Origin of the sequence: Salmonella sp. SAL04157 (assembly GCF_046551635.1) — a bacterium.
GTDB lineage: Bacteria > Pseudomonadota > Gammaproteobacteria > Enterobacterales > Enterobacteriaceae > Salmonella > Salmonella enterica.
This window is the reverse complement of record NZ_JBGDVS010000004.1, coordinates 64,145-87,698: the sequence shown is the minus strand read 5'-3', so window position 1 is coordinate 87,698 and position 23,554 is coordinate 64,145. Positions and strand designations below refer to the sequence as shown.

Here is a 23,554-nt window from a genome sequence, read left to right as displayed (position 1 = left end):
GTGTTCCTCACTGGCAGACGGCGTTCGCCATCACTATGCCGTTCATATTTTTGCTGATATCCAGACGGTAATCCGCGCGGCAAGAGGCGCTTCCCCAGTTCACCAGGAGCAGGCCCTCTTCCGGCAGGCCGCTGAGGAAGACCTGGCCTTTATCGCCGACGATACTGGCCAGGTTCGCATCCTGCCCATCGACGCTTGCCGTCGCGCCAAAGGGCACGGGCTCGCCATTGCTGCGCGTCAGCGTTAACAGCGCGCGATAGCCCTTATGCGTGTCATACGCCGCGCGCACCACCGCATTACGTGTCGGGTAGACAGTCTGGTTGTTGAGTGGAATATCCACGTTGTCGGCAAACGTGCTGCTGTCGAGCGAGATATCGTAGCGATAATACGGAGTGACGTTGGGGATCACCGTATAACCCCGGAAGTCGGTGGCGACGCCGGTCTGGTTTTCAACTGAAACGCCGCTGGCGCCGGGCGCTTTAATTAAAATCGCCGCGCCGGTAATTGGCTGGCTCAGGGTAATACCGTTTTCGTGCGCCAGAATGCCGCCGCTGATGCCGTAGCTGACCTGTTGGCTATCTGGCGACTGATTGTAACCGGCGTTGAGGTTGGCATAAGTGCCTTTGTAGCTGGCGTTTACCCCGCCGGAATCACCGTCTTGTGTGCTGTGGCTCTGCTGTAACGACCAGTTCAGGTTTCTGTCACGCAGCGCGGTGCCGCTAAGGGTGGTGCTGTTCACCGTAGCATCGTGCTTACGCGTGTTCAGCATATAGCTGGCGTATAGCCTGGAATCGAACACCGTAAACGGAACATGCAGCGACAGCGTGAACAGCCGATCGTTCTGGTTATAACGATCGTCGTCGTTATCATCATCGTCATTATCCGATCGGTACTGGTAGGTGTTTTTGTTATAGCTGTAGCTTAACGTATAGCTCACCGGGCCCCAGCTATTGTTGTAGTTGGCGCTCAGAGATTCCATCTGCTGCGCGCTGTGCCAGTAATCTTCTTTTACCCAACTTAGCGTTAAGGAACCGAGCGTATCGCTAATTTGCTGGTTGACTGAAGCTTCGAAACGATTATGGCGCTTGCCGTAGTTATCATAAAAATCGTCGTCCGGGTTGATCACCTCGCTCAGCGAATTGTAGTTTTCGCTGGCGTAACGATAGCCGGCCAGCGAAAACGTGGTGCCCGTACTGACGACGCCCTTGCTGTAGCGGACGCGCCAGGATTGCCCGGCTTCTTTGCGGCCATCGTCAAATTTGGCGTGCGACCAGATGCCGTCCAGGGAAATGGCCCCCAGCATCTGCATATTTTGCCCGACGCCGAAGGCGACGGACTGGTATTTATCGCCGGCAATCTGGCTGCCGCCGTACAGCGTGATACCCCACGGCAGGCCGTACAGCAGGGTCGCCTGGCCGAAGTCGTCCAGCGTGTGGTTGTCGTAATCACGATATTTACCCACAGTCACGCTGTATTTTGCCCGTCCGGTGCGCTGCAGAATCGGCAGCGAAGAGTAGGGCACGATAAAATGCTGTTCGCTACCGTCGGCTTCTTTTACCGTCACGTCGTAGTCGCCGTTGCTGCCGGTGGGAAACATATCGTTGATTTCAAATTCGCCCGGCGAAACGGCTGTTTGATAGGCGATATAACCGTTTTGCCGCACGATAACCTGCGCGTTTGAACGGGCGATGCCGCGAATCGTCGGGGCGTAACCACGCTGGCTGTTGGGCTGCATTTGATCGTCAGAGGTGAGCTGGAGGCCGCGAAAAGGTACGCTGTCGAACACGTCGGATGGCGTATTGCTGTCTCCGGCGGTGAACTGGCTTTTCAGCGCGATAATGTCGCGCTGTAAATAGTTATAAACGCTGTTCCAGCTACCGCTCTCGCCGTTATTTGCGCTCCAGTTACTGTAGTTGCGAAAACGCCACGGCCCGAGGTTAAAACCCGGCTGGAGAGCGAGATACTTCGATTCCGCATCGTCGGAATCCTCACTGGAACCGTACTCTTTATAGCCGCTGAAACTGTAGTTCAGCATTAGCGCGGTAATTCCCTCCTGCCACTTTTCCGGCGGCACGTAGCCGCGCGCGTTGTTGGCGATGTAGAGTTGAGGGATGCTTATCGATAATGCCTGTTGCTGAAAATCAAACTGCTGGCTGGCACCGGGGATAGCGCTGAGATCGACGCAGCTTTTTTCACTCTCCAGCGTTGGAAAAAGGTCGGTTTTGACGCCGTTATCTTTTAGTTCCTGAAGCCGTAAACAGCCCTGTAATGCCTGTTGACCGTCACTGAGCGTCGTGAGTTGAAAATCAACGTTTCGCGCGCCGATTTCTGTTTTGTTGATAATGATAGTGACGTAATAGGTGCCAGGAAGTTGGCTTTTGTCGTTATCAAATGTCGACAGATCGACGCTTGTGCGATTCGCCTGCCCATGGTGTTCAATAAATGCCGGATTGAAATAGTCGCGCGCCCATGCAACATGTGCGAACGTGCTGCCCAGCGCGATACACACAGCGCAGCGCGATAAATAAAATCCCCTGTGTTGCCCTTTGCGCATCGGCACTCTCATCCCTGTCACTCTTCTCAAGGCGTTTGTTTATGTTCGGGGCCAGTACCGCCAAAATCGTTGATGATAGACCAGGCGATCGGGCCGCTGGCGGCGGCAGGCAGCGTGTACTGCGCGTTGCCGAAAGGCGCCACATAGCGCGGGGCTTTTACTTTTTGACTGCCAACGGAAAGGGTGGCGAAGTTCATATAATAGGGCGTGGGGTTCTTCACGGTGAGCGTGCGACCCTGACGCGACCACGTTAACCGATCGGCAACCTCTTCTGGCTTTTGGGTTAACGCTTTTGGCCGGTAAATCAGCTTAAATTCCGCTTTAACGGCCAGCATGAGCGTATTGTGCTTATTGTCCGGATTGCTGCTGGGAATCGATTTAATATCCAGCCAGTACAGCGACTCGCGATCTTCCGGCAAATTGCCGCCGGTACGGATAATTCGCAGTACGTTCTTTTGCCCGCCATTAAGGCGAAAAAGCGGAGGGGTGACCATAAACGGCGCATCGCCGATCGCCCCGGTTTCGCTGATCGATTGCGCCCAGGACTGAATTAAATAGGGAACGTTGTCGCTATTGCTTATCGATATGGATGCATCTTTGGCATCGCCGTGAAAAATAACCCGCGTTGTGCCGATGTTTATCCCTGCGGCATGCGCCAGCGAACCGCACAACAGGCAACAAAGCAACCCTGCTTTAGCCAATGAATTCATTGATGACCTCAATAAATAAATGGGCCAGCCGACGCTGGCCGCCAGGATCAGTTATATTGCAGATAGAATGTTGCGCTTGCATCGACATTTCCCGACCCAACGGGAACCGCGGTGGCGATATAGCGGGCGGTGAAAGGCATTGAGAGTGTCGTCACCCCCTCTTCTGTAGGGAGCGCGACTGCGGAAGACCATGCCTGAAGATCGTTAAAGGTCACTGGCGTACTGTCACCCGTTTTATCAAGAATTTGCACGCCAATATTCTGAGCATCAGCCTCATTTTTCAGGATGGTCGCATCGGTTCCGTCGAGCGTACCTTCAAAGCGTGCCTGTACATTGCTGTAGATGTTTGCGTCGCAGTTTTCGAGATCGATGGTGAAGCCTTTATCCCCTGCCGTTTGCCCTGCGGCAGTAAAAAGAGAGGCAAATTCGTTCTGTAATGTTACCTCTATTAATACTGAATCCGTTTTTACCGTACAGGCGTTTTGCTGAATGAGGCCGGTGATATGTACGGTGCCGTCTTTAGCGGTGTCTGCCAGCGCGGCGGGGGAGAGGGTGATGGCAGCCAGTGCCACAGCGAGTGTTTTTAAGGTGAGTTTCATTATCTTTGATCCTTTAAGATATTATAAATATTGACATAGTAGCAATATTTATTGTGTGGAAAGTTATTGTTCTTTTTATTCCCGAATGAGTAAATATGATGTTCGATGATTTTTGCGGCGCGAAGAAAAATTCAGAATACATAAATATAAAATATTTATAATATATATTTTATTGATTGTTTTGGTGGGTGTTTGTTTAATAATTGCCGTGATTATACTTTCAATGGGCCAGATTCTATGAAGGCTGCGAACATTTTTAAAAATAATGCAAATTTTTTTGAATAAAAAATGATCGTGGTCATAGAGTGTTGTCGGCCAAAAAAACATGCTGACATGCTGGATTGGAGCTCAATGGAGGAGAAGTTATGCTGGGATGGGTGATTACCTGCCATGACGATCGCGCACAGGATATGCTTGATCGCCTGGAGAGAAAAAATGGTCCGCTGGCGCAATGCCGGGCGGTCAATTTTTGGCGCGGCGTGAGCTCAAACATGTTGAGCCGTATGATGTGTGATGCCCTCCATGCCACCGACTCCGGTGAAGGCGTGATATTTTTAACCGACATTTCCGGCGCGGCGCCTTATCGTGTAGCGTCGCTGATGAGCCATAAACATTCTCAATGTGAAGTTATTTCAGGTGTCAGCTATTCATTGATAGAGGAAATGCTTCCTTTGCGAGAGTCGATGAGCAGTTCAGCATTTCGCGACCAGATTGTCGCGCTTGGCGCGCCGGATGTCACCAGTCTCTGGCATCAGCAGCAGAAAAACCCGCCTTTTGTATTGCTACATGATTTGTATGAGTTTTGATCAATACCATTGACGACGCTTTTGCTACAATAACGGCGTTTTTTCGCCTCGGTTATGATATATGGTTATGCGCGTTGTTCTTATCTTGCTGTTCTTTTTCTCCGGTAATGTGTTGGCTGCCTTGCCCGCTCGTTATATGCAAACGACGAAAGACGCCGCCATCTGGTCGCAGATTGGCGATAAAATGGTGACCGTAGGGAATATCCGCGCCGGACAAATTCTTTCCGTAACGCCTGTTGCGGCTGATTATTATGCCTTTAAATTTGGCTTCGGCGAGGGGTTTATCGATAAAGGCCATCTGGAACCTGTGCAGGGAAAACAAAAAGTGGAAGATGGCCTGGGCGATCTTAACAAGCCGCTCAGCAATCAGAATCTGGTGACCTGGAAGGACACGCCGGTGTATAACGCGCCGGACATCAGTAGCGCCCCGTTTGGCGTATTGGTGGATAACTTGCGTTACCCCATTATTAGTAAGCTGAAAGGCAGGCTACATCAAACCTGGTATCAGATCCGTATTGGCGACAGGCTGGCGTATGTCAGCGCCATGGATGCGCAGGAAGACAACGGCATTCCGATTTTGACCTATCATCACATCTTACGTGATGAAGAGAATACCCGTTTTCGCCATACGTCCACCACGACTTCGGTTCGGGCATTCAGCAACCAAATGACCTGGCTTCGCGATCGCGGCTATGCCACGTTGACGATGTACCAACTGGAGGATTACATCCATAACCGCGCGAATTTCCCGGCGCGCGCGGTGGCTATCACCTTTGATGATGGCCTTAAATCGGTGAGTCGCTATGCGTATCCGGTATTAAAGCAGTACGGTATGAAAGCGACGGCATTTATTATTTCATCGCGTATTAAGCGCCATCCGCAAAAATGGAATCCCAGGTCGCTGCAATTTATGAGCGTGTCCGAATTGCGCAAGATAAGCGATGTTTTTGATTTTCAGTCGCATACTCACTTTTTACATCGGGTAGACGGGCATCGTCGTCCGATTTTATATAGCCGCAGCTACCATAATATTCTGTTTGATTTTGAACGTTCGCGGCGGGCGCTCGCACAGTTTACTCCGCACGTATTTTATCTTTCTTATCCCTTTGGCGGCTATAACGCGACCGCGATCAAAGCAGCAAAAGACGCCGGTTTCCATCTGGCGGTCACCACGGTGAGAGGGAAGGTGAAGCCGGGAGATAATCCGATGCTGCTCAAAAGGCTGTATATTTTACGCACGGATTCGCTGGAAACCATGTCGCGGCTGATCAGCAACCAGCCGCAGGGGTAAGGACTATCAGGCAACCTGGACCGGAATGGCTTTCGCGGTACGCTTCATTTCGTTGTCGCCTTCAAAGTAGGCCACTTTCGGCCGCCATGTCCGGGCTTCTTCATCAGACATGGTGACGAAGCTGGCGATAATCACAATGTCGCCAACCTCAGCGCAGTGCGCCGCCGCGCCGTTCACCGAGATGATTCTGGAGCCGCGTTCAGCCGCAATCGCATAGGTTGAGAAACGTTTCCCATTGGTCACGTTCCAGATATCAATCGCTTCGTTTTCCAGAATACCGGAGGCATCGAGGAAATCCTGGTCAATGGCACAGGAACCTTCGTAGTGCAGGTCCGCCTGCGTGACTTTTACGCGGTGGAGCTTGCCTTGCAGCATGGTGCGAATCATAACATCTATACCCTGTCGTTTATCTTGACTAAGCAGGCGCTTGTGGCCTGCTTTGGAAATTCTCAGGCAGTATTGCCCGATTTTTAACCCCTGTCTACTGGGCTAATGTAACGCTTTGATTATCGATCAGACGCGCCTGACCCAGCCAGGCGGCGGCCAGAATCACGGCGCGTTTGCTGGTTTCCGTCAGTTCCAGCAGCGTGTCGGCATCACGGATTTGAATGTCGTCGGCACGGAAGCCTTTTTCATTCAATTCCTGTTCGGCAATGGCAATAATCTCTTGCAGCTCACGATTACCCGCAATCAGTTTTTCAGCGATGCTATTCATCACGTTGTGTAGACCTGGCGCAATTTTGCGCTGCTCTGCGGTCAGATAACTGTTACGTGAGCTGAGCGCCAGACCGTCTTTGGCGCGAATAATCGGCACGCCGACGATCTCAATGTCATAACTCATATCCGCCACCATTTTGCGAATCAGCGCCAGTTGCTGGAAATCTTTCTCGCCAAAGCAGGCGATATCCGGCTGGATCAGGTTGAACAGCTTGCTGACGATGGTCGAGACGCCGCGGAAGTGGCCCGGACGGCTGGCGCCTTCCAGCATGGTGGAGAGGCCGGGAACATCAACGTACGTCTGGCCTTCCATCCCCTGCGGGTAAATTTCCTCAACGGCTGGCGCAAAGACATAATCGACTTTGCGCTTGTTCAGCTTTTCACAGTCTTCCTGCAGCGTGCGTGGATAACGCACTAGATCGTCCGGCCGGTCAAACTGCATCGGATTGACGAAAATGCTGACGAACACCACATCAGCCCGGGCTTTTGCCTCATCGACCAGCTTCATATGACCGTCGTGCAGATTGCCCATGGTGGGAACCAGTGCGACGCGTTTGCCTTCCTGACGCAGACGACGGATATGCTGGCGCAGCAGCGGCAGGGTTTCAATGATTAGCACAACAAGACTCCTTGAGTTGCCTGATGATCCTGCCCGATGGCGCTGCGCTTATCAGGCCTACATCCGTTGAGGATCTGTAGGCCGGATAAGACGCGTCGCGTCGCCATCCGGCACGGTTAGAAAAATTAGTGAAAGCTGTGTTCTTCGCCCGGATAAACGCCGGACTCCACTTCAGCTATATACTGCCGTACAGCCGCGCGCATGTCGCCCGTTTCGGCAAGGAAATTTTTCGCAAATTTAGGGATATGGCCGCCGGTGATGCCGAACGCGTCGTGCATTACCAGGATCTGCCCGTCGGTAACGTTGCCCGCGCCGATACCGATCACCGGAATCGACAGTGCTTCCGTGACGCGCTTCGCCAGTTCAACCGGCACGCATTCCAGCACCAGCAGCTGTGCGCCCGCCGCTTCTAAGGCCAGCGCGTCATCCAGCAGCACCTGCCCGGCGTCGCCGCGCCCCTGAATTTTATAGCCGCCGAAGATATTCACCGACTGCGGCGTCAGCCCCAGATGGCCGCACACCGGCACGGCGCGTTCAGTGAGCATTTTCACCGTATCAACCAGCCATGCGCCGCCTTCGATCTTGACCATATTGGCCCCGGCGCGCATCACGATGGCCGCGTTTTCAAACGCCTGTTCCGGCGTGGCATAAGCCATAAACGGCAGGTCGGAGAGCAGCAGGCAGTTCGGCGCGCCACGGCGAACGGCGCGGGTATGATAGGCGATATCTTCCACGGTGACCGGCAGGGTGGAGTCGTGCCCCTGAATTGTCATGCCCAGGGAATCGCCCACCAGCATCACGTTGATGCCTTCATCGGCGAACAGTTTGGCAAAGCTATAGTCGTAGGCGGTGATTGTCGCGAAGCGCTTCTTTTCCTGTTTGCATTTTTGCAGCAGTGAGATAGTGGTGGGTTTGCTCATAACCTCTCCGGCCATAATATTGATGAATAGAATGGCCGCATTGTAGGGGAATGACCGAAGAAAGTGTTAGCGCTTTGTGGGAAAGGAAAAAACCGGCAGAGGAGGTCTGCCGGAATAAACATCAGGGATAAGTAATGGTGAATTTACCCGTAGCTTTGAATTTTCCTGGGGTTATCGCTTTGTTACCATCCTGTTTCAGGGTCGCCTGGAAATTCATTACCTGCTCAGCATTCCCAATTTCGCTATTTTCGTAATCCGGGGAATTAGTAAAAGAATAAATAGAACTGCTGATGTTTGGCTTAAGTAAGGTCCAGTCAGCAGGGCTATTTGGATTTTTCTCCCCTTCGATCATGACACCGATACCACCAGCCGCCTCACTGCCGGTAAGTGTATTACCGAGCAAGGTGTTATCCTGTCCTCCTACCGTTGCAGAACTTAACGTAACATTCAATTCTTTAACGTAAGCGCAATTACTGAGCTTTATGGAAAATTTGCGGTTAATGGTATTCGCCGAAATGTCTTTGGCATTCTGTTCCCCAAATGGAACCGTTGAATTTGTTACCCCATCGCCTGTGACCGCATTGGCCTGGCAGGTAGGATAGTTAATCGTCAACTGATTTGGTGCTATATTGTAATATACATTATGTGAGCCTGAGAAGGCTGGTGATGAAGCAAATTGATAATCATACGATTGTTCTTTTCGTAGCGAGACAGATAACGAAGTTGCTCCGGCAGGATTAAAAGAGTCATCAATATACAAATGATATTTAACCCACAGAACAATACCGCCTAATCCAAAATAGGTCCAGTTGGTTGGCCTCTGACAGAGTTCGAAACGACCATCCTTTGGCATGATATTTGTTAAATCAAATTTTTTTGCGCCGGACGTTTCTCCGTTGCTCCAGTTTATCCAGAATTTTTCACCCCAGTATTGGCCGCCAAAGTTGATATTGGTGACTTCGATACCCATGTACATACCAGGAGTATTAGTTTCCCATAACATATTACCGTTGTAGGTTTTACCGGAGTTCTTGTAGCCATGATACAGTGTCAGGACATGGTTATCATGATCTTTGTTACAACTTAGCCCAGTAGTGGGGTCGAGCTCTGTCGCATCATTCGATACGGAGATTTCACGCAGTCCTGAGCCGTTATGAATAGCTATTGGATTAAGCATGTTTTTGGGCGCATAGGATTTTGTAAAATCCTGCACCGCTCCCCATACGTTTCCCCCTTCATTCTTTGTATATTGGCCTACATATAGTGACCAGCCATACGAAGGCGTCACAAAAGAAACGAAAGATAACAGTAATAATGATATGATTTTAACGACACTCTTTAGTCTCTGAGTGTTTAATAGCATCAGTCGGTGATCGCATTTTGTTATCATAATAGTTAACTGGTCCTCACGTTATTCGTATTCAACATTTACCAGCACGCGGCTGCTGAGTTTGCCGGGGACGACCACGTCGTTACTGAGGACTTTCTGCATCCGGGCATAAAACGTCCATGAGGTATCGCTGTATGTCGTCGCGGCAAAGGTTGCCCGCGAGGAGCCATCGGTGTTCAGAACGTTATGGCGGGGTGACTCGGTGGTAAAAATCACTACGCCGACGTTGGAGGCACCGTCTGTGCTGGTCGCTAAATCATTGGCAAACACCTGCTTATTACCGGTAACGAACTGCCCGCTCTGTGGTAAGAAGTTAAACGTGACGTTCGTGATTGCGCCGCCGCTAACCGGGCAGCTTATCAACTTAATCAGAAATTCCTTGCCGCCCCCGTAGTCCGTTTCCGCCGTGATGCCATCGGCAAAGTAACTCGGCCCGACGGTCGCTAAACTGACTGTACCATTACCGTCAATTTCAATCTGGCAGGTATCTTTCTGCACGGTGGCGGTAAAATCCACGTTGGTGTCGGCATACAGCGGCGCGATAAACAGGGCTGTTGCCAGCCCTGAAAATAACGTGGCGAGCATGAGTCTGCGCAAACGTCTCATTGGTATCACCATTACTGGTAAGTGATGGTGAAGGTGGTGGGGGAATAGAAGTCACCTGCTGTTAGCGCAGTGATTGCATAACCGGTAACCGGCACCATGCGAGCGCTTAACGGATAATCAACCGGTGTGGTTGAACTTGCACTGCTCAGATCAATCTCTTGCGCATTTTTGTTACGGCAGTGGAACTGGACGCTGTTAGAACCTTCCGGGGTATCTGTTGTCCAGAGTTCAACAGCGGTTCTCTGCGCTTTAGACGTCGCTGTGGAGGCGTTGGCAAATTCTGCGTTAGTCGAATCGCTGCCTGCGCAACCTGCATCTCTTGGCGCAATGACCAAAGAGGCTTTTTTATCTTTTAATCCCGCGCAGTCACTGAAGCGCAGTTTAAAGCTTTTGACTTTTGTTTTGGCAAAAACTTCCGAAATGTAGACGTTGCCAAATGCGATGGTATCGGTGGCGGTTTCACCGTCCAGCACCGATGCGGAGCAGGTTCCCGCCGTGATGTTGGCATTTACCGTTAAGTCCAGGCTGGCGGTGCCATCGGCCTGCGTCATTGTTGATACGCCCGCGGTCATGGTCGCCAGTGCGCCTAAGATTACGCCGCGCAATACTTGCTTTTTCATTATCATCGTCCCTGTTATTGATAAGTGAAGTTAAACGTAGCGGTAGAGCTGAAGGCACCCATGGTACCCGCGCCGTCGGTCAGTTCACGCAGCGCAACCGTCATCTCTACTTCGTTTGCTGTGCGCTCGTCGTCAGTCCAGGTAATTGAACCGGAGCCTGGCGTGAAATAGGTTTCATCGGTGGTGCTCTTACGCTTAAAGCCCATACCAATATTGCTGGCCGCATCGGACGCCGCAGACTGGTTTTTAATAAAGTTGCCGCTGGCATCCGCAGAGCTGCCGAGTGCGGTGGTAATTTTCGTCAGGGCGGCACTGCAATCTTTCGCCACAAACTTAAAGTTTTTCTGCGATTCCGCTGATTTTTTTATGATTTTATCCAACCCGACATCGCCGACATTCAGCGTATAGCCGCTGGTAGCATCACCCGATACGTTCGAGCCATCTAACGCCGCAATCGACATGCTGCACGTCGTGGCCAGCACGGTAGCGGTAAAGTCGACGTTGATATCTTCCGCCTGACTGGTCAGTGGAAATATCATCGCGAGCACAGAGGCTGCTAAAAGGTGCTTATTCCTTCTCATTGTCTATTCCATTTGATTTAAGGTTATTAACACGACAGGTTACGTGGTCTAACAGTAAGGTCTGGCTGGACCCTACCGTTTGTTGCGTTGCAGGCAACGCAAAGGTTGCTGAACAAGTTACTGGCTGGTTTTCTTCAAACCAACGTACTGAGAGTTCGCCCGCATCGCTGATACCGCGAACAAAAGCCTGTCCGCCCTGGCCCATGTTGCCGATCTGCACATCGTTCTCGTAGATTTCTGCGCCAAACGGCAGAGCTTTGCCGTCATTGCGGGACATGTTAAGAATGACCGAGCGTCCCTGGTCGGTTTCGAAACTGGCTAAGACCACCGCGCCATCGCGCGGCACCAGAGTTGCGCTGGTGCTCTTAAGCTCAACGTCGTTTTCCAGTGTGTCGATATCGACATTGACCAGGTTTTCTCTGTAGGCGGAAAGCGAGTTTGTCGCGCCGTAGCCCCAGCGATCGATGGTGCTGTTGCCACCATTGATGCGTGCGCCTTTCGCGCCGGGGGCTTTTACCAGCACGATGGCATCGCTATTACCGAAGTTATCGTTAGTGAATGTCAGGCCGCCGCCATGCAGGACAAAGCCCCCGTTTGTCGCGAGCGAATATTGTCGGCTGCTATCGTTATTGGCAGAGGCTGAGGCCGAAATATCTCCCCACGGGGATTGATAGCTGGCATAGCCGCCGATATCAGAGATGCTCTTGCCCTCTTTCTGCATGGTATAACCCGTATTTACGCTATAGTTCAGCATATTGTCTTTGCTGCTACCGCTGCTGTTCATGCTCAGGTTATGGCCACCGTTAAAGTCCGTCCGCATCTGCGTGGAGAGGGTGTTAAAACCGGAACGGCGACTCTCCCCGCCAAGCAGGTTGGCGAGTGGAATACTCAGGTTGATATAGAGCGAATCATCTTTTTTACCGTCTTCATCCCAGGTGCGTTGCAGGTTGACGCTCATGCTGCCCCATGAGAAGCCTTTGCCGTAGCCCAGCGTATAATCGCTGCGGCTGTCGCCCGTCGCCCAGTAATCGGTCCAGGAGCCTGAGAGATAAAAGGAACCGTAATCCGTTTCGCCATACTGTAACGGCTGGCTGATGCTGAGGGTGATCTGGTTTTTCAGGCGCGCAAAGTTATTCATGGTGTTGCGCTGGTCGTCATCCCCATATTTCGCTTCGTCGATCAACTGAAGCGCATCGTTCAGCCCCAGATAATTCTGGGTTGAATAGCGGTAGGCCGCCACGTTAAACGAGGTATCAGTGGCTTCAATCAGCTTGTTCCACGTTAAGCGGTAGCTCTGCCCCTGATAGGTTTTATCGTCAGGGATCTCCGTGCGGGAGTGGGTGACGTCCAGCGCGATGGCGCCAAACGGCGTGTTGAGGCCCATGCCGAGCAACCCCGCCAGGTAGTGATTATCGGTAGCCTGAACGCCAGTATAGGCGGTCAGATAGTTGTTCAAACCGTAATAGTAGGTACCCTGCGCGACATACGGATTATCGTGAAGATCGTCGTCATTCACTTCCCCGGCGCTGACATCCCAGCGCCCGACGCCGGGTTTTTGCATCTGCATTACCGAGGAGAAGGGCTGGCTAAAGGTACGCTTGCTGCCGTCGGCCTCTTCGATAGTGACGATGAGGTCGCTCCCGTAGCCAGAAGGGCTGAGATCGTTAATCTCGAACGGACCTGGCGGCACCGTTGATTCATAAATTTTGTAGCCGCCCTGGGTAATGGTGACTTTGGCGTTGGTATTGGCGACGCCGCGGATCACAGGGGCGTAGTTGGCAAGCTGTGACGGTAGCATACGGGAGTCACTGTACAGACGCACCCCGCGAATGCTGACCGAGTCGAAAGTCTCGCCAGTGGTGTACGCCTCGCCTAACATCAGTTGCGAGCGCAGCGCAGTGAGATCGCGCTGGATGTAGCGGTTCTGAAAATCGAAGTTACTGCCGCTGTTATTGTTCCAGTTATAGTTACCGTTGGCGCGAAAACGCCATGCTCCAAGGTTAATACCGGTATTGAAAGCGGCGTACATATTGTCGTTATCGACACCGTGATTGGTATTGTGATAGCCGTTAATGTTGTAGGAGAGGAGCGCGGCCGGGATTCCGTTTTCCCATAGCGACGGTTCCACATAGCCGTCATAACTTTTGTTAATCCATGCCTGAGGCACGACGATATCCAGGCGCTGGTCGCCCATATCAAACGTCACGCTGGATTGTTCAATCAGCGCTGGCAGGTTTAAGCAATCGCTGCTCTCGTCGTCGCCTTTCTTCAAAATGGCTTTTTCGCCGACGTTTTGCGGCGACTTAATGTGTAGCTGCGCCAGATTTTTCATGGTCAGGCAGGCCTCGGCGCTTTTTTTGCCGATATCGATAAACGGGATGGTCTGGCTGGCGACGGCCTTCTCATTGACAAACACTCTCACGGTGTACGTTCCCGCTGGCGTGGGGTTGCCATTAGAATAGCGGCTGACATCAATAGACGTAGCGCCATCGCCCATCAGAAATGTGCTGTCGTATTCAACGATGTCCGCAGCCAGGCCGGGCTGACTGTAAAACAACGCACAGCACATCGCGAGCAACGTCTTTTTTGGCATGGTCCTGGTTGTGGAAACGTTTTGCACCGTCTTTTTCATCCTGCTTTGTGATAACGTCATTACAGTGAAGCTGAGCCAGCGATGATGCCGCCGTAGTCATTAATGGACTGGAATTCCAGTTTGCCTGCGCTGGCGTTTTGCAGTCCTTTCACCGTGAAGGCGGCTTTGCCAAAGGGGGCAACCATGGTCGCGTCGACGTCATAGCGTTTTCCGCCGCTGGTGTAGGTGGCAGAGTTAAAGGAGACGTAATACGGAGTCGGGTTATCGGCGAGAAGAACGGCATGGCCCTGTTCGCTGGCGACCTGCCATTTCAGCTGTTTTGCCGCTTCTGCCGGGGCGCCCGGTAAACCCGTCGGGCGATAAAATAGTTTGATGCGGGTGCGAAACGCCAGCTGGAGCAAATTCTTATTTTCTTCCTGGTTGGTATTTGCCTTCGGTGGAACTTCCAGCACGTTGAACCAGAAAACGCTTTCGCGATCTTTCGGTAGCGATTCTGTGGCGGTATACATAATTTTTATCGACTGCCCGCGCTTAGGTTCTATTCGTGATACCGGCGGTGTGGCGGCGAAGGGCGCTTTAATACTGCCCGGCTCGGCATTATCATTGCCGAGATCTATCCAGTTCTGAACTAATAATGGGCTTTTACCTTTATTTTCCAGACGCACGCTGACATCTTTTTTATTTGCATCATAAATAATACGCGTGCCAGAAATAATAATATCGGCCTGGCTGGCAGAGCTAAATAATGCCCCGGTCAGAGCGATAGCAGACAAAGTAAACTTTAAAGAGTGAGACATAAGCCGTCCTTGCTGTATTGAATATCCGAAACAGGGTAAGTAGCGCCGAAATTTGCTACTACCCTGCAATGTGCATCGTCTGTAATACTGTCTGTTAAAGACAGCGAGACTGATGACAAACACCGAAGCTGAATAAATGTTGGGTTTTATTTAACCCGTAAAAATTAACTCATTTATATTCATTGAGTTATTGGTTTTATGGGGCAAGACGCAGCCCAACATTAAACAGTACCAATAGCGTTGTCAGCAATCTGAGAGGCGACTATTACTCGTAAGTAAAGGTATAAATCGCATTGGTGGAGACCAGACCGGTTGTCACGCTGGCACCTGCATCAGACGATTTCACGTAAGACGCTTTAAAGTTGTAGGTTGCGATACCGTTGGTAAAGCTTTCTTCCATCGTGTTAGAAGGATCGTTGATTTTCACCAGCGAGAGAGCGTTGGCATCGTCAACATGGTGAACCGCGATATCAACCGCTTTCGCCGCCTCGATACCGCTGCGGGTCAGCGTTTCGTCGTTATCCAGGGTGCCCTTCGTATTGCTAAAAGAGGAGGACATCGTCAGATGTGATTTCACCAGGCCTGCGCCAGCATCGGAGCAGTCGATAATGATGGAGAAATCTTCTGCGTTTACGCCTGCGGTGCTGTTTTGAACTTCTGCGGTAACATCGCTAACGTGTGCGGTTTTCAGAGTAACCGTACCGTCGATATTGCTATTACCAACAGCGGAGCTGACGACTTTTTTACAGGTTTCAGCGCTGACCAGACCTTCAAAATTAATACGACCACCTTCGACAGCCATAACGGAAGAAGAGCCTAAAGCCATAAATACGGCTGTCGCCAGGAGAACTTTTTTCATACTTGCATCCTTACAAAATGAGATAAATGTACCACTTCAATAAGATTAAAGAGGGACGGCACATTTTATGCGTATATTTCATTATGTAAAATAACGAAATATTATATGTTTGTTTAAACGATATTTGTGGTGAATTTTTTTTCAAAAGCAAAAATGCTGATTAGATTTATATGTTTTTTAATGATGTTTAAAAACAAGATAGTACATTAAATCTGCAAAAAAAGCGGCTTTAGGGGGAGAGGGATGTTAATGAATTCACTGAATCAATTTAATAATTTTACATATAAATGACATTCATTTTTGCTAAACAATCTTTTAAGTGAAAATAACGATTGGATTTATTCCATTAATTAGTGAGCGAAGTAATAATACAGGTTTCTTAAAAATAATATTAATTAAAAATTACCAGTATGCTGGTGCGGGGGTATGTTGATGAACAAGCTGCGTCAGCGCGACGCCATCGTCGGGGAAGCGCAGTTTTGGAGCGATCTCAAACAGCGGCCACAGCATAAAACCGCGGTTTTTCATGTCGTAGTGCGGAACCGTCAGACGGTCGGTGTTAATGACTTCATCGCCAAACAGCATAATGTCGAGGTCCAGCGTGCGCGGCCCCCAGCGTTCCGCTTTGCGCACCCGGCCCTGTTGCAGCTCAATGCGCTGGGTATGGTTAAGCAATTCTTCGGGGGCGAGGGCGGTATCCAGCGCCACCGCGGCGTTCAGGTAATCGGGCTGATCCTGTGGGCCAAGCGGCGGCGTGCGGTAAAACGAAGAAACCGCGACGATACGGCTATCGGGAATGTTGGCGATAGCCTTCAGGGCGGCATTGACCTGCTCCAGAGGAGAGGCCAGATTACTGCCAAGCGCGATATACGCGATCGTCATACGGTGCCCTCGCGGCGCGGCGCGCGTTTGCGCGGACGTGAACGGCGGCGGCGTGGAGCAGGATCGTCGTCCAGCTCGTTGAGCATTCCTTTTTGTTCCGGCGGCGCGGAAGCCTGAAACTCGGCCCACCACTGCGCCAGACGTTGCAGCTCAGTATTATTTTCCACCTGAGCGCGCAGCTCCAGCAAATCAAACGCGGCGCGGAATTTGGGATGTTCCATCAGCTTCCAGGCGCGTTTGCCCTGACGACGGGACATCCGTAACTGAAGCTGCCAAATATCACGGGTAAGCGTGGTCAGACGTTTCGGGATCGCCAGCGAACGGCAGGCTTCATCCAGCACGTCATTCATGGCCAGCGCGAAAGCGTCGTAATAGGCCAGACCGCTCTCCTGAGCGATTTTTTGCGCCATTTCCAGCAGCGGATACCAGAACATGGCGGCAAACAAAAATGCCGGATTAACGCGCATTTCGTTACGGATGCGGTTATCCGTATTCTTCAACACCAGCGCAATGATGCGTTCCATTGCGCTGTCGCCGTTTTCGGTGAAATAACGCGTAATGGTAGGAAACAACGGCTGGAAGAGGTGGTATTCCCGCAGTTGTTGATAGGTTTCAAAACCGTTCCCCGCCTGCAACAGCTTCAGCGACTCTTCGAACAGGCGCGCGGGAGGAATGTCGTTTAGCAAGGTTGCCAGACGCGGGATTGGCTCAGCCGTTTCAGGGCTGATACGCATATTGAGCTTCGCAGCGAAACGCACGGCGCGCAGCATTCGAACCGGATCTTCGCGGTAGCGCGTTTCCGGATTGCCGATCAGGCGAATCACGCCTTCTTGCAGATCCTGCATCCCGCCGACGTAATCGCGCACGGTAAAATCCGCCACGCTGTAGTAAAGGCTGTTGATGGTGAAATCGCGGCGCTGGGCATCTTCTTCGATAGAGCCGAAGATATTATCGCGCAGCAGCATACCGTTTTGCCCACGCTGGGAGGTCGTACGGTCGCTTTCACTGCCTTCATGATGACCACGAAACGTTGCCACTTCGATAATTTCCGGGCCAAACATCACGTGAGCCAGGCGGAAACGACGCCCCACCAGACGGCAATTGCGGAATAATTTCCGTACCTGATCCGGTGTTGCGTTGGTGGTCACGTCGAAATCCTTCGGCTTTTTGCCGAGCAGGAGATCGCGGACGCCGCCGCCGACCAGGTAGGCTTCATAGCCCGCTTTGTTCAGCCTGTACAGTACCTTGAGGGCATTTTCACTGATATCTTTGCGGGAGATAGCGTGCTGTTCACGCGGGATAATCGTCATATGTGGACGGGCGACGGCTTGTTCTGCCTCGCTCTCCTCGCGGCTTAACACCTTACGGCAAAAATTAGCGACTCGGGTAAAAATAGCGCACCTCGGTAGTGTCATACATTAATAAGATCAACTTACTCTATGTCTTTCGCATTACGGCAGACGGGCGCAAGAGAATAACGCGACCTGGGCTGTAAGCATCATTAACGCCGCAGCAATGCGAAAGACGATGAGCAAAAATAGCGGCTAATCATAGCTCAGCGAGACGCATTTGAGAATGCCGGATTTACATTAGCCGATGTGGGTACGGCTGCAAGCCTCCAGTGCGCCACCGCAAAGCGTAGCAACTCCTCAACAGACATCTCCTGCCACGCTACGACGGCGCGTTGGCCTAAAAAGCGCAATGCCTGGACCAGTACCGGGCGCGGATCGCCTGTCGCAAGCGCAGGGGCATGATTTTGCTTGGAAAGTTTAGCGCCTTGTTCGTTGAGCGCCAGCGGAAGGTGCACGTAACCTGGCGCACGCCAGCCAAACTGTTTATACAGCGAAAGTTGTCGGACAGTGGGTTCGATTAAATCTGCGCCGCGGACGATCTCCGTCACCCCCTGAAAATGATCGTCGACCACCACGGCCAGATTATAAGCAAACAGTCCGTCGCGGCGGTGGATAATAAAATCTTCGCTCGCCAGCTGTGGGTCAGCCTGGATGTCGCCGCGCAAGGCATCATGGAAACGCATCACCGGATGCTGCTGTTTAATTCTGACGGCGGCATTCTCCGGCCCGTGGTATAACGTCCGGCAATGGCCGTCGTAAATACCGCCCAGACGTTGAATGCGCGAGCGGGGGCAAGTGCAGTAGTAGCTCAGTCCCTGCTCGTGAAGCCAGGCCAGCGCCTCGCGATAAGCCTCATGACGCTGTGATTGCCATAAGACCTCGCCATCCCAGTGCAGGCCGTAATGTTCCAGCTGGCGCAGAATGGTCGCTGCGGCACCGGGAACTTCACGTGGGGGGTCGATATCCTCTATACGAACGCGCCAAATTCCGCGTTGCGCACGGGCTTGTAGATAGCTGCCGAGGGCGGCGATTAACGAGCCGAAATGCAGTTCGCCGGATGGCGACGGCGCGAAACGGCCAATATAGTGTGAGTCAGTCATGCTGCGGGCAATAAAGAATAAGGCGGGAAAACTCCCGCCTGTCATAAATAGGGTAGAAACGAACGGGATTAACCCGCCATCTGTTTTTCGCGAATTTCAGCCAGCGTTTTGCAGTCGATGCACAGATCGGCTGTTGGACGCGCTTCCAGGCGGCGGATACCAATCTCCACCCCGCAGGACTCGCAATAACCGAAGTCTTCATCTTCCACTTTCTTCAGCGTCTTCTCGATCTTTTTGATCAGTTTGCGCTCACGGTCACGATTACGTAACTCCAGGCTAAACTCCTCTTCCTGCGCGGCGCGATCGACCGGATCGGGGAAGTTGGCGGCTTCGTCCTGCATGTGCGTCACAGTGCGATCGACTTCATCCCGGAGTTGATTACGCCATGCTTCAAGAATACGCTTGAAGTGCGATAGCTGGGCTTCGTTCATATACTCTTCGCCCGGTTTCTCCTGGTACGGCTCCACCCCAGCGATGGCGAGAATACTCAGGGACGATGTTTTACGGTTTTGCCCTTCTTGCATGTTGCTTCTCCTTAACACGCACTATCGATCCCCATGTTCGGGGGAAAATCAGGTCGCTATAAATAGCAGATGCTTTTCCGGATAGCAATTATCTAAACGTAACACTTGACAACCCTGTGAGGAAAAGCGTATTTACGCACGCGGCCAGAATACTTAATAATCAGGCTGTTATTCCACTACAACGTTATGGGTACTGGTTCGTTCAGTTCCATTTTTTGGGCTGAAAGTTCTGCTTTATAAGCTAAAACTTCCACGCCTTTATTCTGAGCCTCGCTCAATAGCTGCGCGTATTTTATATCGATATGACGTGCGGGTGAAAAACGTGTAATGGCGGAGTGCAGCACCGCGAACACCACCACCGCGCGATGACCTGCCGCCGCAACGCCCATCAACTCCCGAAGATGTTTTTGCCCTCGTTCGGTGATGGCGTCGGGAAAATAACCGTTTTCTTTTTCCGCTAACGTGACCGATTTCACTTCAATATAGCAGTCCGGGCGGAAATCTGCCTGTAACATAAAATCTATACGGCTGCGCTCGGCGCCATATTTGACTTCACTTTTCAGAATATTGTACCCCGCCAGCGCCGGCAGGCGATTCTCCTGAATCGCTTCTTTCGTTAGCTGGTTCGCCCGCAGCGTATTCACGCAAATGAATGCGCCGGATTGCGTTTCAGTCAATTCCCAGGTATGCGGATATTTGCGTTTAGTATTTTCTGATGTCGAATACCAGACGGTATCGCCAGGCGTGGCGCAGCCGGTCATCGCGCCGGTATTAGGACAGTGCAGCGTAAGCGTCGTACCGTCAGGGGTGATCACATCGGCTAAAAAACGTTTATAGCGCTGAATCAGCGTAGCGCGTTGTAAAGGGGGGGAGAATAGCATCGACATTCCTTCATTATTATTCGCCCAGCGTCCAGCGCTGCAGCTCGGCATAGCGGGTACGGCCTTGCCCATACGAAGAGGCGTAAAGCGCAAATGACGTAACCGGAAATGACCAGCAAAAGCCCGGCGGCGGGATAGCCACCGTATGGCTGGCGTCGCGCAGCAGCGTAATATGCGGGTGAAAAGGCTGCGGGCTTTGGTAACAACCGCTGCGGGCGGCCTGCGCGCGCAGCATATTAGCCAACTGCAACAACCCGCGCGGCGGCTGGCGCATCCCCAGCCACACCACGCGTGAACGCAGCCACTGACCGGCGTCATCCAGATGTAGCGTAAAGCCCGGCTGGCGAATTCGTCCGGCCAGTTGCGCAAGCGCGCGCTGCTTATCGTTACTGACGTCGCCTAAAAAGGCCAGCGTCAGGTGCAGGTTCGCCGCTGCGACGGGGCGTCCGTCTTCAGACGCAAAATGAGCGGCGCGCCAGGCGATAATTTGCGTGCGCGCGTCGTCGGGTAAGTCAATCGCAAAAAACAGCCGTTTTGGCTCAGACATAGGGATACTCGGTTATGGATTAACACGATGCTACAATGCGGCGCAAAGAAAGTTAACCCCGTGGAGCCGTTTGTGACGTCATTGCCCGTTGCCGCCGTATTGCCTGAATTGTTGACAGCCCTAAAAACCGCGCCGCAGGTTTTGTTGTCCGCGCCTACCGGGGCGGGGAAATCCACCTGGCTGCCGTTGCAACTCCTGCAACAAGGTCCGGTTGCTGGAAAAATCCTCCTGCTTGAACCGCGTCGTCTGGCGGCGCGTAATGTCGCGCAGCGTCTGGCGGAAGCGTTGAATGAAAAGCCTGGCGAAACGGTAGGTTACCGGATGCGCGCGCAAAGCTGCGTGGGGCCGCGTACCCGGCTGGAAGTGGTGACAGAAGGCGTATTGACCAGAATGATTCAGCGCGATCCCGAATTACGCGGCGTGGGGCTGGTGATACTGGATGAATTTCATGAGCGCAGTTTACAGGCGGATTTAGCGTTGGCGCTGTTGCTGGATATCCAGCAAGGGCTTCGTGACGATCTGAGGCTGTTAATCATGTCAGCGACGCTGGATAACGACAGGCTCTGTCAGCGACTGCCTGATGCGCCGACGATCGTCTCGGAGGGGCGCGCGTTCCCGGTGGAGCGACGTTATCAACCGCTTGCGGCGCATTTGCGTTTTGATGAAGCCGTCGCGATGGCGACAGCGGAACTGCTGCGCAATGAAAACGGTTCGCTGCTGCTATTTTTACCCGGAGTAGGCGAAATACAGCGCGTTCATGAACATCTGGCGTCGCGGGTAGGGAGCGATGTCCTGCTTTGTCCGCTGTATGGCGCATTGTCTCTGGAGGCGCAACGCAAAGCGATTGTTCCCGCCCCCGCCGGGATGCGTAAAGTGGTGTTGGCGACTAACATTGCCGAAACCAGTTTGACGATTGAAGGGATTCGTCTGGTCGTCGATAGCGCTCAGGAGCGCGTGGCGCGATTCGATGCGCGAACGGGACTGACGCGGCTGGTTACGCAGCGTATCAGTCAGGCGTCAATGACGCAGCGCGCGGGGCGTGCCGGACGACTGGCGCCGGGTATCTGTTTACATCTGCTGGCAAAAGAACAGGCGGAGCGGGCGGCGGCGCAAAGCGATCCGGAAATCTTACACAGCGACCTCTCCGGTTTGTTGATGGAGGTGTTGCAGTGGGGATGTCACGATCCGGCATCGCTTTTCTGGCTGGACAGGCCGCCGGAGGTGAATCTTCAGGCCGCCCGCCGTTTATTATTGATGTTAGGCGCGCTGGAGGGCGAGCGGTTAAGCGCGCGGGGCCGGAAAATGGCGGCAATGGGTAACGATCCGCGTCTGGCGGCGATGTTAGTCAACGCCGGCGAGGGCGATAGCGCCGCCACCGCCGCCATGCTCGCGGCCATCCTTGAGGACCCGCCGCGCGGCGGCGGTACGGATTTAAGCGGGCTATTTTCGCGGCGACAGCCGGGCTGGCAGCAGCGTAGCCAGCAGCTTTTAAAACGGCTGCAGGTGCGTAATGGCGAGCCGGATAGCGCGCTTATTATGCCGCTGTTGGCCAGAGCGTTTAGCGACCGCATCGCGCGGCGTCGTGGTCAGGAAGGGCGCTATCAGTTAGCCAATGGTATGGGCGCGATGTTAGATGCGGATGACGCGTTGGGACGTCATGAATGGCTGATCGCGCCGCTGTTGCTGCAAGGTAGCGCCTCGCCGGACGCCCGAATATTGTTGGCGCAGCCGCTGGATATCGCCTCGCTGATTCAGGCGTGTCCTGATTTACTGCGCCAGTCTGACACGGTTGAATGGGACGAAGCGCAGGGAACGTTGAAAGCGTGGCGCAGAATGCGTATTGGACAGTTGACGGTTAGCGTTCAGCCACTGGCGAAACCGTCTGAAGAGGAGCTTCATCAGGCGATGCTGAACGGCATCCGCGATAAAGGTCTGGCCGTCCTTAACTGGACGCCGGAAGCGGAGCAGTTCCGTCTGCGTCTGCACTGTGCGGCGAAATGGCTGCCGGAATATGACTGGCCTGCCGTGGATGAGGCGTCGCTGCTGGCGACTCTGGAAAACTGGTTGCTGCCGCACATGACAGGCGTACAGTCGTTACGGAGTCTGAAATCTCTGAATGTGACTCAGGCGTTACGGGGACTGCTTGACTATGCCATGCTGCAACGTCTGGATAGTGAACTGCCTGGGCATTACACTGTGCCGACGGGAAGCCGAATAACGATTCGTTATCATGAAGATAACCCGCCCGCTCTGGCGGTCAGAATGCAGGAAATGTTTGGCGAAGCGAAGACCCCAACCATCGCTCAGGGCCGCGTGCCGCTGGTGCTGGAACTGCTTTCGCCTGCGCAGCGACCGCTACAGATTACGCGCGATTTAAGCGCTTTCTGGCAGGGGGCGTATCGCGAAGTGCAAAAAGAGATGAAGGGTCGTTACCCCAAACATGTCTGGCCGGACGATCCGGCGAATACGGCCCCAACGCGGCGCACGAAGAAGTATTCGTGACGTGTTATACGTTGCCTCCAGGCCGGATAAGGCGTTAATCGCCATCCGGCAAAAGGGTAAATTGAGAGATTTCTTCTTCTGTCGTCTGGCGGAAGAATAGAGAA

Annotated in this window: 22 protein-coding genes; 3 read left to right on the top strand and 19 right to left on the bottom strand. The window is 52.7% G+C overall.

Features of this window, described 5'->3' with window-relative positions; all coding sequences use genetic code 11:
• Positions 1–7 precede the first annotated feature (7 nt).
• From ACLJRE_RS10225 to ACLJRE_RS10215, 3 genes are read right to left on the bottom strand one after another with little or no spacing between them, the layout of a single operon-like run.
• Complete coding sequence (locus ACLJRE_RS10225) at positions 8–2,554, bottom strand: fimbrial outer membrane usher protein (protein WP_023212436.1); 2,547 nt, start codon at positions 2,552–2,554, stop codon at positions 8–10.
• A gap of 26 nt (positions 2,555–2,580) precedes the next feature.
• Positions 2,581–3,264, bottom strand: coding sequence for a fimbrial biogenesis chaperone StiB (stiB, locus tag ACLJRE_RS10220; protein ID WP_023212435.1), 684 nt, complete (start codon positions 3,262–3,264; stop codon positions 2,581–2,583).
• 47 nt (positions 3,265–3,311) lie between these two features.
• Positions 3,312–3,863, bottom strand: a complete 552-nt coding sequence (locus ACLJRE_RS10215) for a fimbrial protein (RefSeq protein WP_000779119.1) — start codon at positions 3,861–3,863, stop codon at positions 3,312–3,314.
• 365 nt (positions 3,864–4,228) lie between these two features.
• Between ACLJRE_RS10215 and ACLJRE_RS10210 the strand changes: the two genes are divergently transcribed.
• Entirely contained in the window at positions 4,229–4,669 is a 441-nt protein-coding gene (locus ACLJRE_RS10210) for a PTS sugar transporter subunit IIA (protein WP_000901969.1), read from the top strand.
• Positions 4,670–4,730: 61 nt separating this feature from the next.
• Positions 4,731–5,960 carry a polysaccharide deacetylase family protein gene (locus ACLJRE_RS10205; RefSeq protein WP_000245330.1) on the top strand — a complete coding sequence of 410 codons (1,230 nt, stop codon included), beginning with the start codon at positions 4,731–4,733 and terminating at the stop codon, positions 5,958–5,960.
• Positions 5,961–5,966: 6 nt separating this feature from the next.
• On the opposite strand, the gene panD is transcribed toward ACLJRE_RS10205, so the two are convergent.
• The 16 genes from panD to thpR form a co-directional block, all read right to left on the bottom strand.
• Positions 5,967–6,347: an aspartate 1-decarboxylase gene (panD, locus tag ACLJRE_RS10200; protein WP_000621526.1), complete on the bottom strand. Its 381-nt coding sequence runs from the start codon at positions 6,345–6,347 to the stop codon at positions 5,967–5,969.
• A gap of 94 nt (positions 6,348–6,441) precedes the next feature.
• A complete protein-coding gene (gene panC, locus ACLJRE_RS10195; RefSeq protein ID WP_000905342.1) occupies positions 6,442–7,296 on the bottom strand; it encodes a pantoate--beta-alanine ligase in 855 nt (284 codons plus the stop codon).
• A 125-nt stretch (positions 7,297–7,421) separates the two neighbouring features.
• Positions 7,422–8,216 (bottom strand): 3-methyl-2-oxobutanoate hydroxymethyltransferase, encoded by a 795-nt coding sequence (gene panB, locus ACLJRE_RS10190; protein WP_000043005.1) that lies wholly within the window; start codon positions 8,214–8,216, stop codon positions 7,422–7,424.
• 121 nt (positions 8,217–8,337) lie between these two features.
• Entirely contained in the window at positions 8,338–9,606 is a 1,269-nt protein-coding gene (locus tag ACLJRE_RS10185) for a fimbrial-like adhesin (protein ID WP_071883022.1), read from the bottom strand.
• Positions 9,607–9,627: 21 nt separating this feature from the next.
• Positions 9,628–10,212: a fimbrial-like protein gene (locus tag ACLJRE_RS10180; RefSeq protein ID WP_023892065.1), complete on the bottom strand. Its 585-nt coding sequence runs from the start codon at positions 10,210–10,212 to the stop codon at positions 9,628–9,630.
• Positions 10,213–10,223: 11 nt separating this feature from the next.
• Positions 10,224–10,832 (bottom strand): fimbrial protein StaE, encoded by a 609-nt coding sequence (gene staE / locus ACLJRE_RS10175; RefSeq protein ID WP_023212434.1) that lies wholly within the window; start codon positions 10,830–10,832, stop codon positions 10,224–10,226.
• A gap of 14 nt (positions 10,833–10,846) precedes the next feature.
• Positions 10,847–11,413 (bottom strand): fimbrial protein, encoded by a 567-nt coding sequence (locus ACLJRE_RS10170; RefSeq protein WP_001549988.1) that lies wholly within the window; start codon positions 11,411–11,413, stop codon positions 10,847–10,849.
• Positions 11,400–14,006 (bottom strand): outer membrane usher protein, encoded by a 2,607-nt coding sequence (locus ACLJRE_RS10165; RefSeq protein ID WP_023212433.1) that lies wholly within the window; start codon positions 14,004–14,006, stop codon positions 11,400–11,402. Before ACLJRE_RS10165 ends, ACLJRE_RS10170 begins: the two co-directional genes overlap by 14 nt.
• Before the next feature lie 59 nt (positions 14,007–14,065).
• Positions 14,066–14,803 carry a fimbrial chaperone gene (locus ACLJRE_RS10160; protein ID WP_023212432.1) on the bottom strand — a complete coding sequence of 246 codons (738 nt, stop codon included), beginning with the start codon at positions 14,801–14,803 and terminating at the stop codon, positions 14,066–14,068.
• 265 nt (positions 14,804–15,068) lie between these two features.
• Entirely contained in the window at positions 15,069–15,662 is a 594-nt protein-coding gene (locus tag ACLJRE_RS10155; protein WP_000756783.1) for a fimbrial protein, read from the bottom strand.
• Between the two features lie 402 nt (positions 15,663–16,064).
• Positions 16,065–16,544 carry a 2-amino-4-hydroxy-6-hydroxymethyldihydropteridine diphosphokinase gene (gene folK, locus ACLJRE_RS10150; RefSeq protein ID WP_000150780.1) on the bottom strand — a complete coding sequence of 160 codons (480 nt, stop codon included), beginning with the start codon at positions 16,542–16,544 and terminating at the stop codon, positions 16,065–16,067.
• A complete protein-coding gene (gene pcnB / locus ACLJRE_RS10145; protein ID WP_204100804.1) occupies positions 16,541–17,938 on the bottom strand; it encodes a polynucleotide adenylyltransferase PcnB in 1,398 nt (465 codons plus the stop codon). The genes folK and pcnB overlap by 4 nt, the downstream gene beginning before the upstream one ends.
• A 161-nt stretch (positions 17,939–18,099) precedes the next feature.
• Positions 18,100–18,996, bottom strand: coding sequence for a tRNA glutamyl-Q(34) synthetase GluQRS (gene gluQRS, locus ACLJRE_RS10140; RefSeq protein ID WP_015406107.1), 897 nt, complete (start codon positions 18,994–18,996; stop codon positions 18,100–18,102).
• Between the two features lie 68 nt (positions 18,997–19,064).
• Positions 19,065–19,520: an RNA polymerase-binding protein DksA gene (gene dksA, locus ACLJRE_RS10135; RefSeq protein ID WP_001155232.1), complete on the bottom strand. Its 456-nt coding sequence runs from the start codon at positions 19,518–19,520 to the stop codon at positions 19,065–19,067.
• Between the two features lie 176 nt (positions 19,521–19,696).
• Positions 19,697–20,401, bottom strand: coding sequence for a DNA/RNA nuclease SfsA (gene sfsA / locus ACLJRE_RS10130; protein WP_000899412.1), 705 nt, complete (start codon positions 20,399–20,401; stop codon positions 19,697–19,699).
• Between the two features lie 16 nt (positions 20,402–20,417).
• Entirely contained in the window at positions 20,418–20,948 is a 531-nt protein-coding gene (gene thpR / locus ACLJRE_RS10125) for an RNA 2',3'-cyclic phosphodiesterase (RefSeq protein WP_001294186.1), read from the bottom strand.
• 72 nt (positions 20,949–21,020) lie between these two features.
• Between thpR and hrpB the strand changes: the two genes are divergently transcribed.
• A complete protein-coding gene (gene hrpB / locus ACLJRE_RS10120; RefSeq protein ID WP_023212431.1) occupies positions 21,021–23,450 on the top strand; it encodes an ATP-dependent helicase HrpB in 2,430 nt (809 codons plus the stop codon).
• The last annotated feature ends 104 nt before the right edge of the window (positions 23,451–23,554 follow it).

Excerpts from the sequence above, each read along its gene's own strand:
- ACLJRE_RS10160 (WP_023212432.1), bottom strand. The coding sequence starts at position 14,803 with ATGTCTCACTCTTTAAAGTTTACTTTGTCTGCTATCGCTCTGACCGGG.
- thpR (WP_001294186.1), bottom strand. The coding sequence starts at position 20,948 with ATGTCTGAGCCAAAACGGCTGTTTTTTGCGATTGACTTACCCGACGAC.
- ACLJRE_RS10210 (WP_000901969.1), top strand. The coding sequence starts at position 4,229 with ATGCTGGGATGGGTGATTACCTGCCATGACGATCGCGCACAGGATATG.
- ACLJRE_RS10170 (WP_001549988.1), bottom strand. The coding sequence starts at position 11,413 with ATGAGAAGGAATAAGCACCTTTTAGCAGCCTCTGTGCTCGCGATGATA.
- ACLJRE_RS10180 (WP_023892065.1), bottom strand. The coding sequence starts at position 10,212 with ATGAGACGTTTGCGCAGACTCATGCTCGCCACGTTATTTTCAGGGCTG.
- ACLJRE_RS10205 (WP_000245330.1), top strand. The coding sequence starts at position 4,731 with ATGGTTATGCGCGTTGTTCTTATCTTGCTGTTCTTTTTCTCCGGTAAT.
- panB (WP_000043005.1), bottom strand. The coding sequence starts at position 8,216 with ATGAGCAAACCCACCACTATCTCACTGCTGCAAAAATGCAAACAGGAA.
- stiB (WP_023212435.1), bottom strand. The coding sequence starts at position 3,264 with ATGAATTCATTGGCTAAAGCAGGGTTGCTTTGTTGCCTGTTGTGCGGT.
- ACLJRE_RS10165 (WP_023212433.1), bottom strand. The coding sequence starts at position 14,006 with ATGCCAAAAAAGACGTTGCTCGCGATGTGCTGTGCGTTGTTTTACAGT.
- sfsA (WP_000899412.1), bottom strand. The coding sequence starts at position 20,401 with ATGCTATTCTCCCCCCCTTTACAACGCGCTACGCTGATTCAGCGCTAT.
- gluQRS (WP_015406107.1), bottom strand. The coding sequence starts at position 18,996 with ATGACTGACTCACACTATATTGGCCGTTTCGCGCCGTCGCCATCCGGC.
- ACLJRE_RS10185 (WP_071883022.1), bottom strand. The coding sequence starts at position 9,606 with ATGATAACAAAATGCGATCACCGACTGATGCTATTAAACACTCAGAGA.
- dksA (WP_001155232.1), bottom strand. The coding sequence starts at position 19,520 with ATGCAAGAAGGGCAAAACCGTAAAACATCGTCCCTGAGTATTCTCGCC.
- staE (WP_023212434.1), bottom strand. The coding sequence starts at position 10,832 with ATGAAAAAGCAAGTATTGCGCGGCGTAATCTTAGGCGCACTGGCGACC.
- ACLJRE_RS10215 (WP_000779119.1), bottom strand. The coding sequence starts at position 3,863 with ATGAAACTCACCTTAAAAACACTCGCTGTGGCACTGGCTGCCATCACC.
- ACLJRE_RS10225 (WP_023212436.1), bottom strand. The coding sequence starts at position 2,554 with ATGCGCAAAGGGCAACACAGGGGATTTTATTTATCGCGCTGCGCTGTG.
- panD (WP_000621526.1), bottom strand. The coding sequence starts at position 6,347 with ATGATTCGCACCATGCTGCAAGGCAAGCTCCACCGCGTAAAAGTCACG.
- folK (WP_000150780.1), bottom strand. The coding sequence starts at position 16,544 with ATGACGATCGCGTATATCGCGCTTGGCAGTAATCTGGCCTCTCCTCTG.
- ACLJRE_RS10155 (WP_000756783.1), bottom strand. The coding sequence starts at position 15,662 with ATGAAAAAAGTTCTCCTGGCGACAGCCGTATTTATGGCTTTAGGCTCT.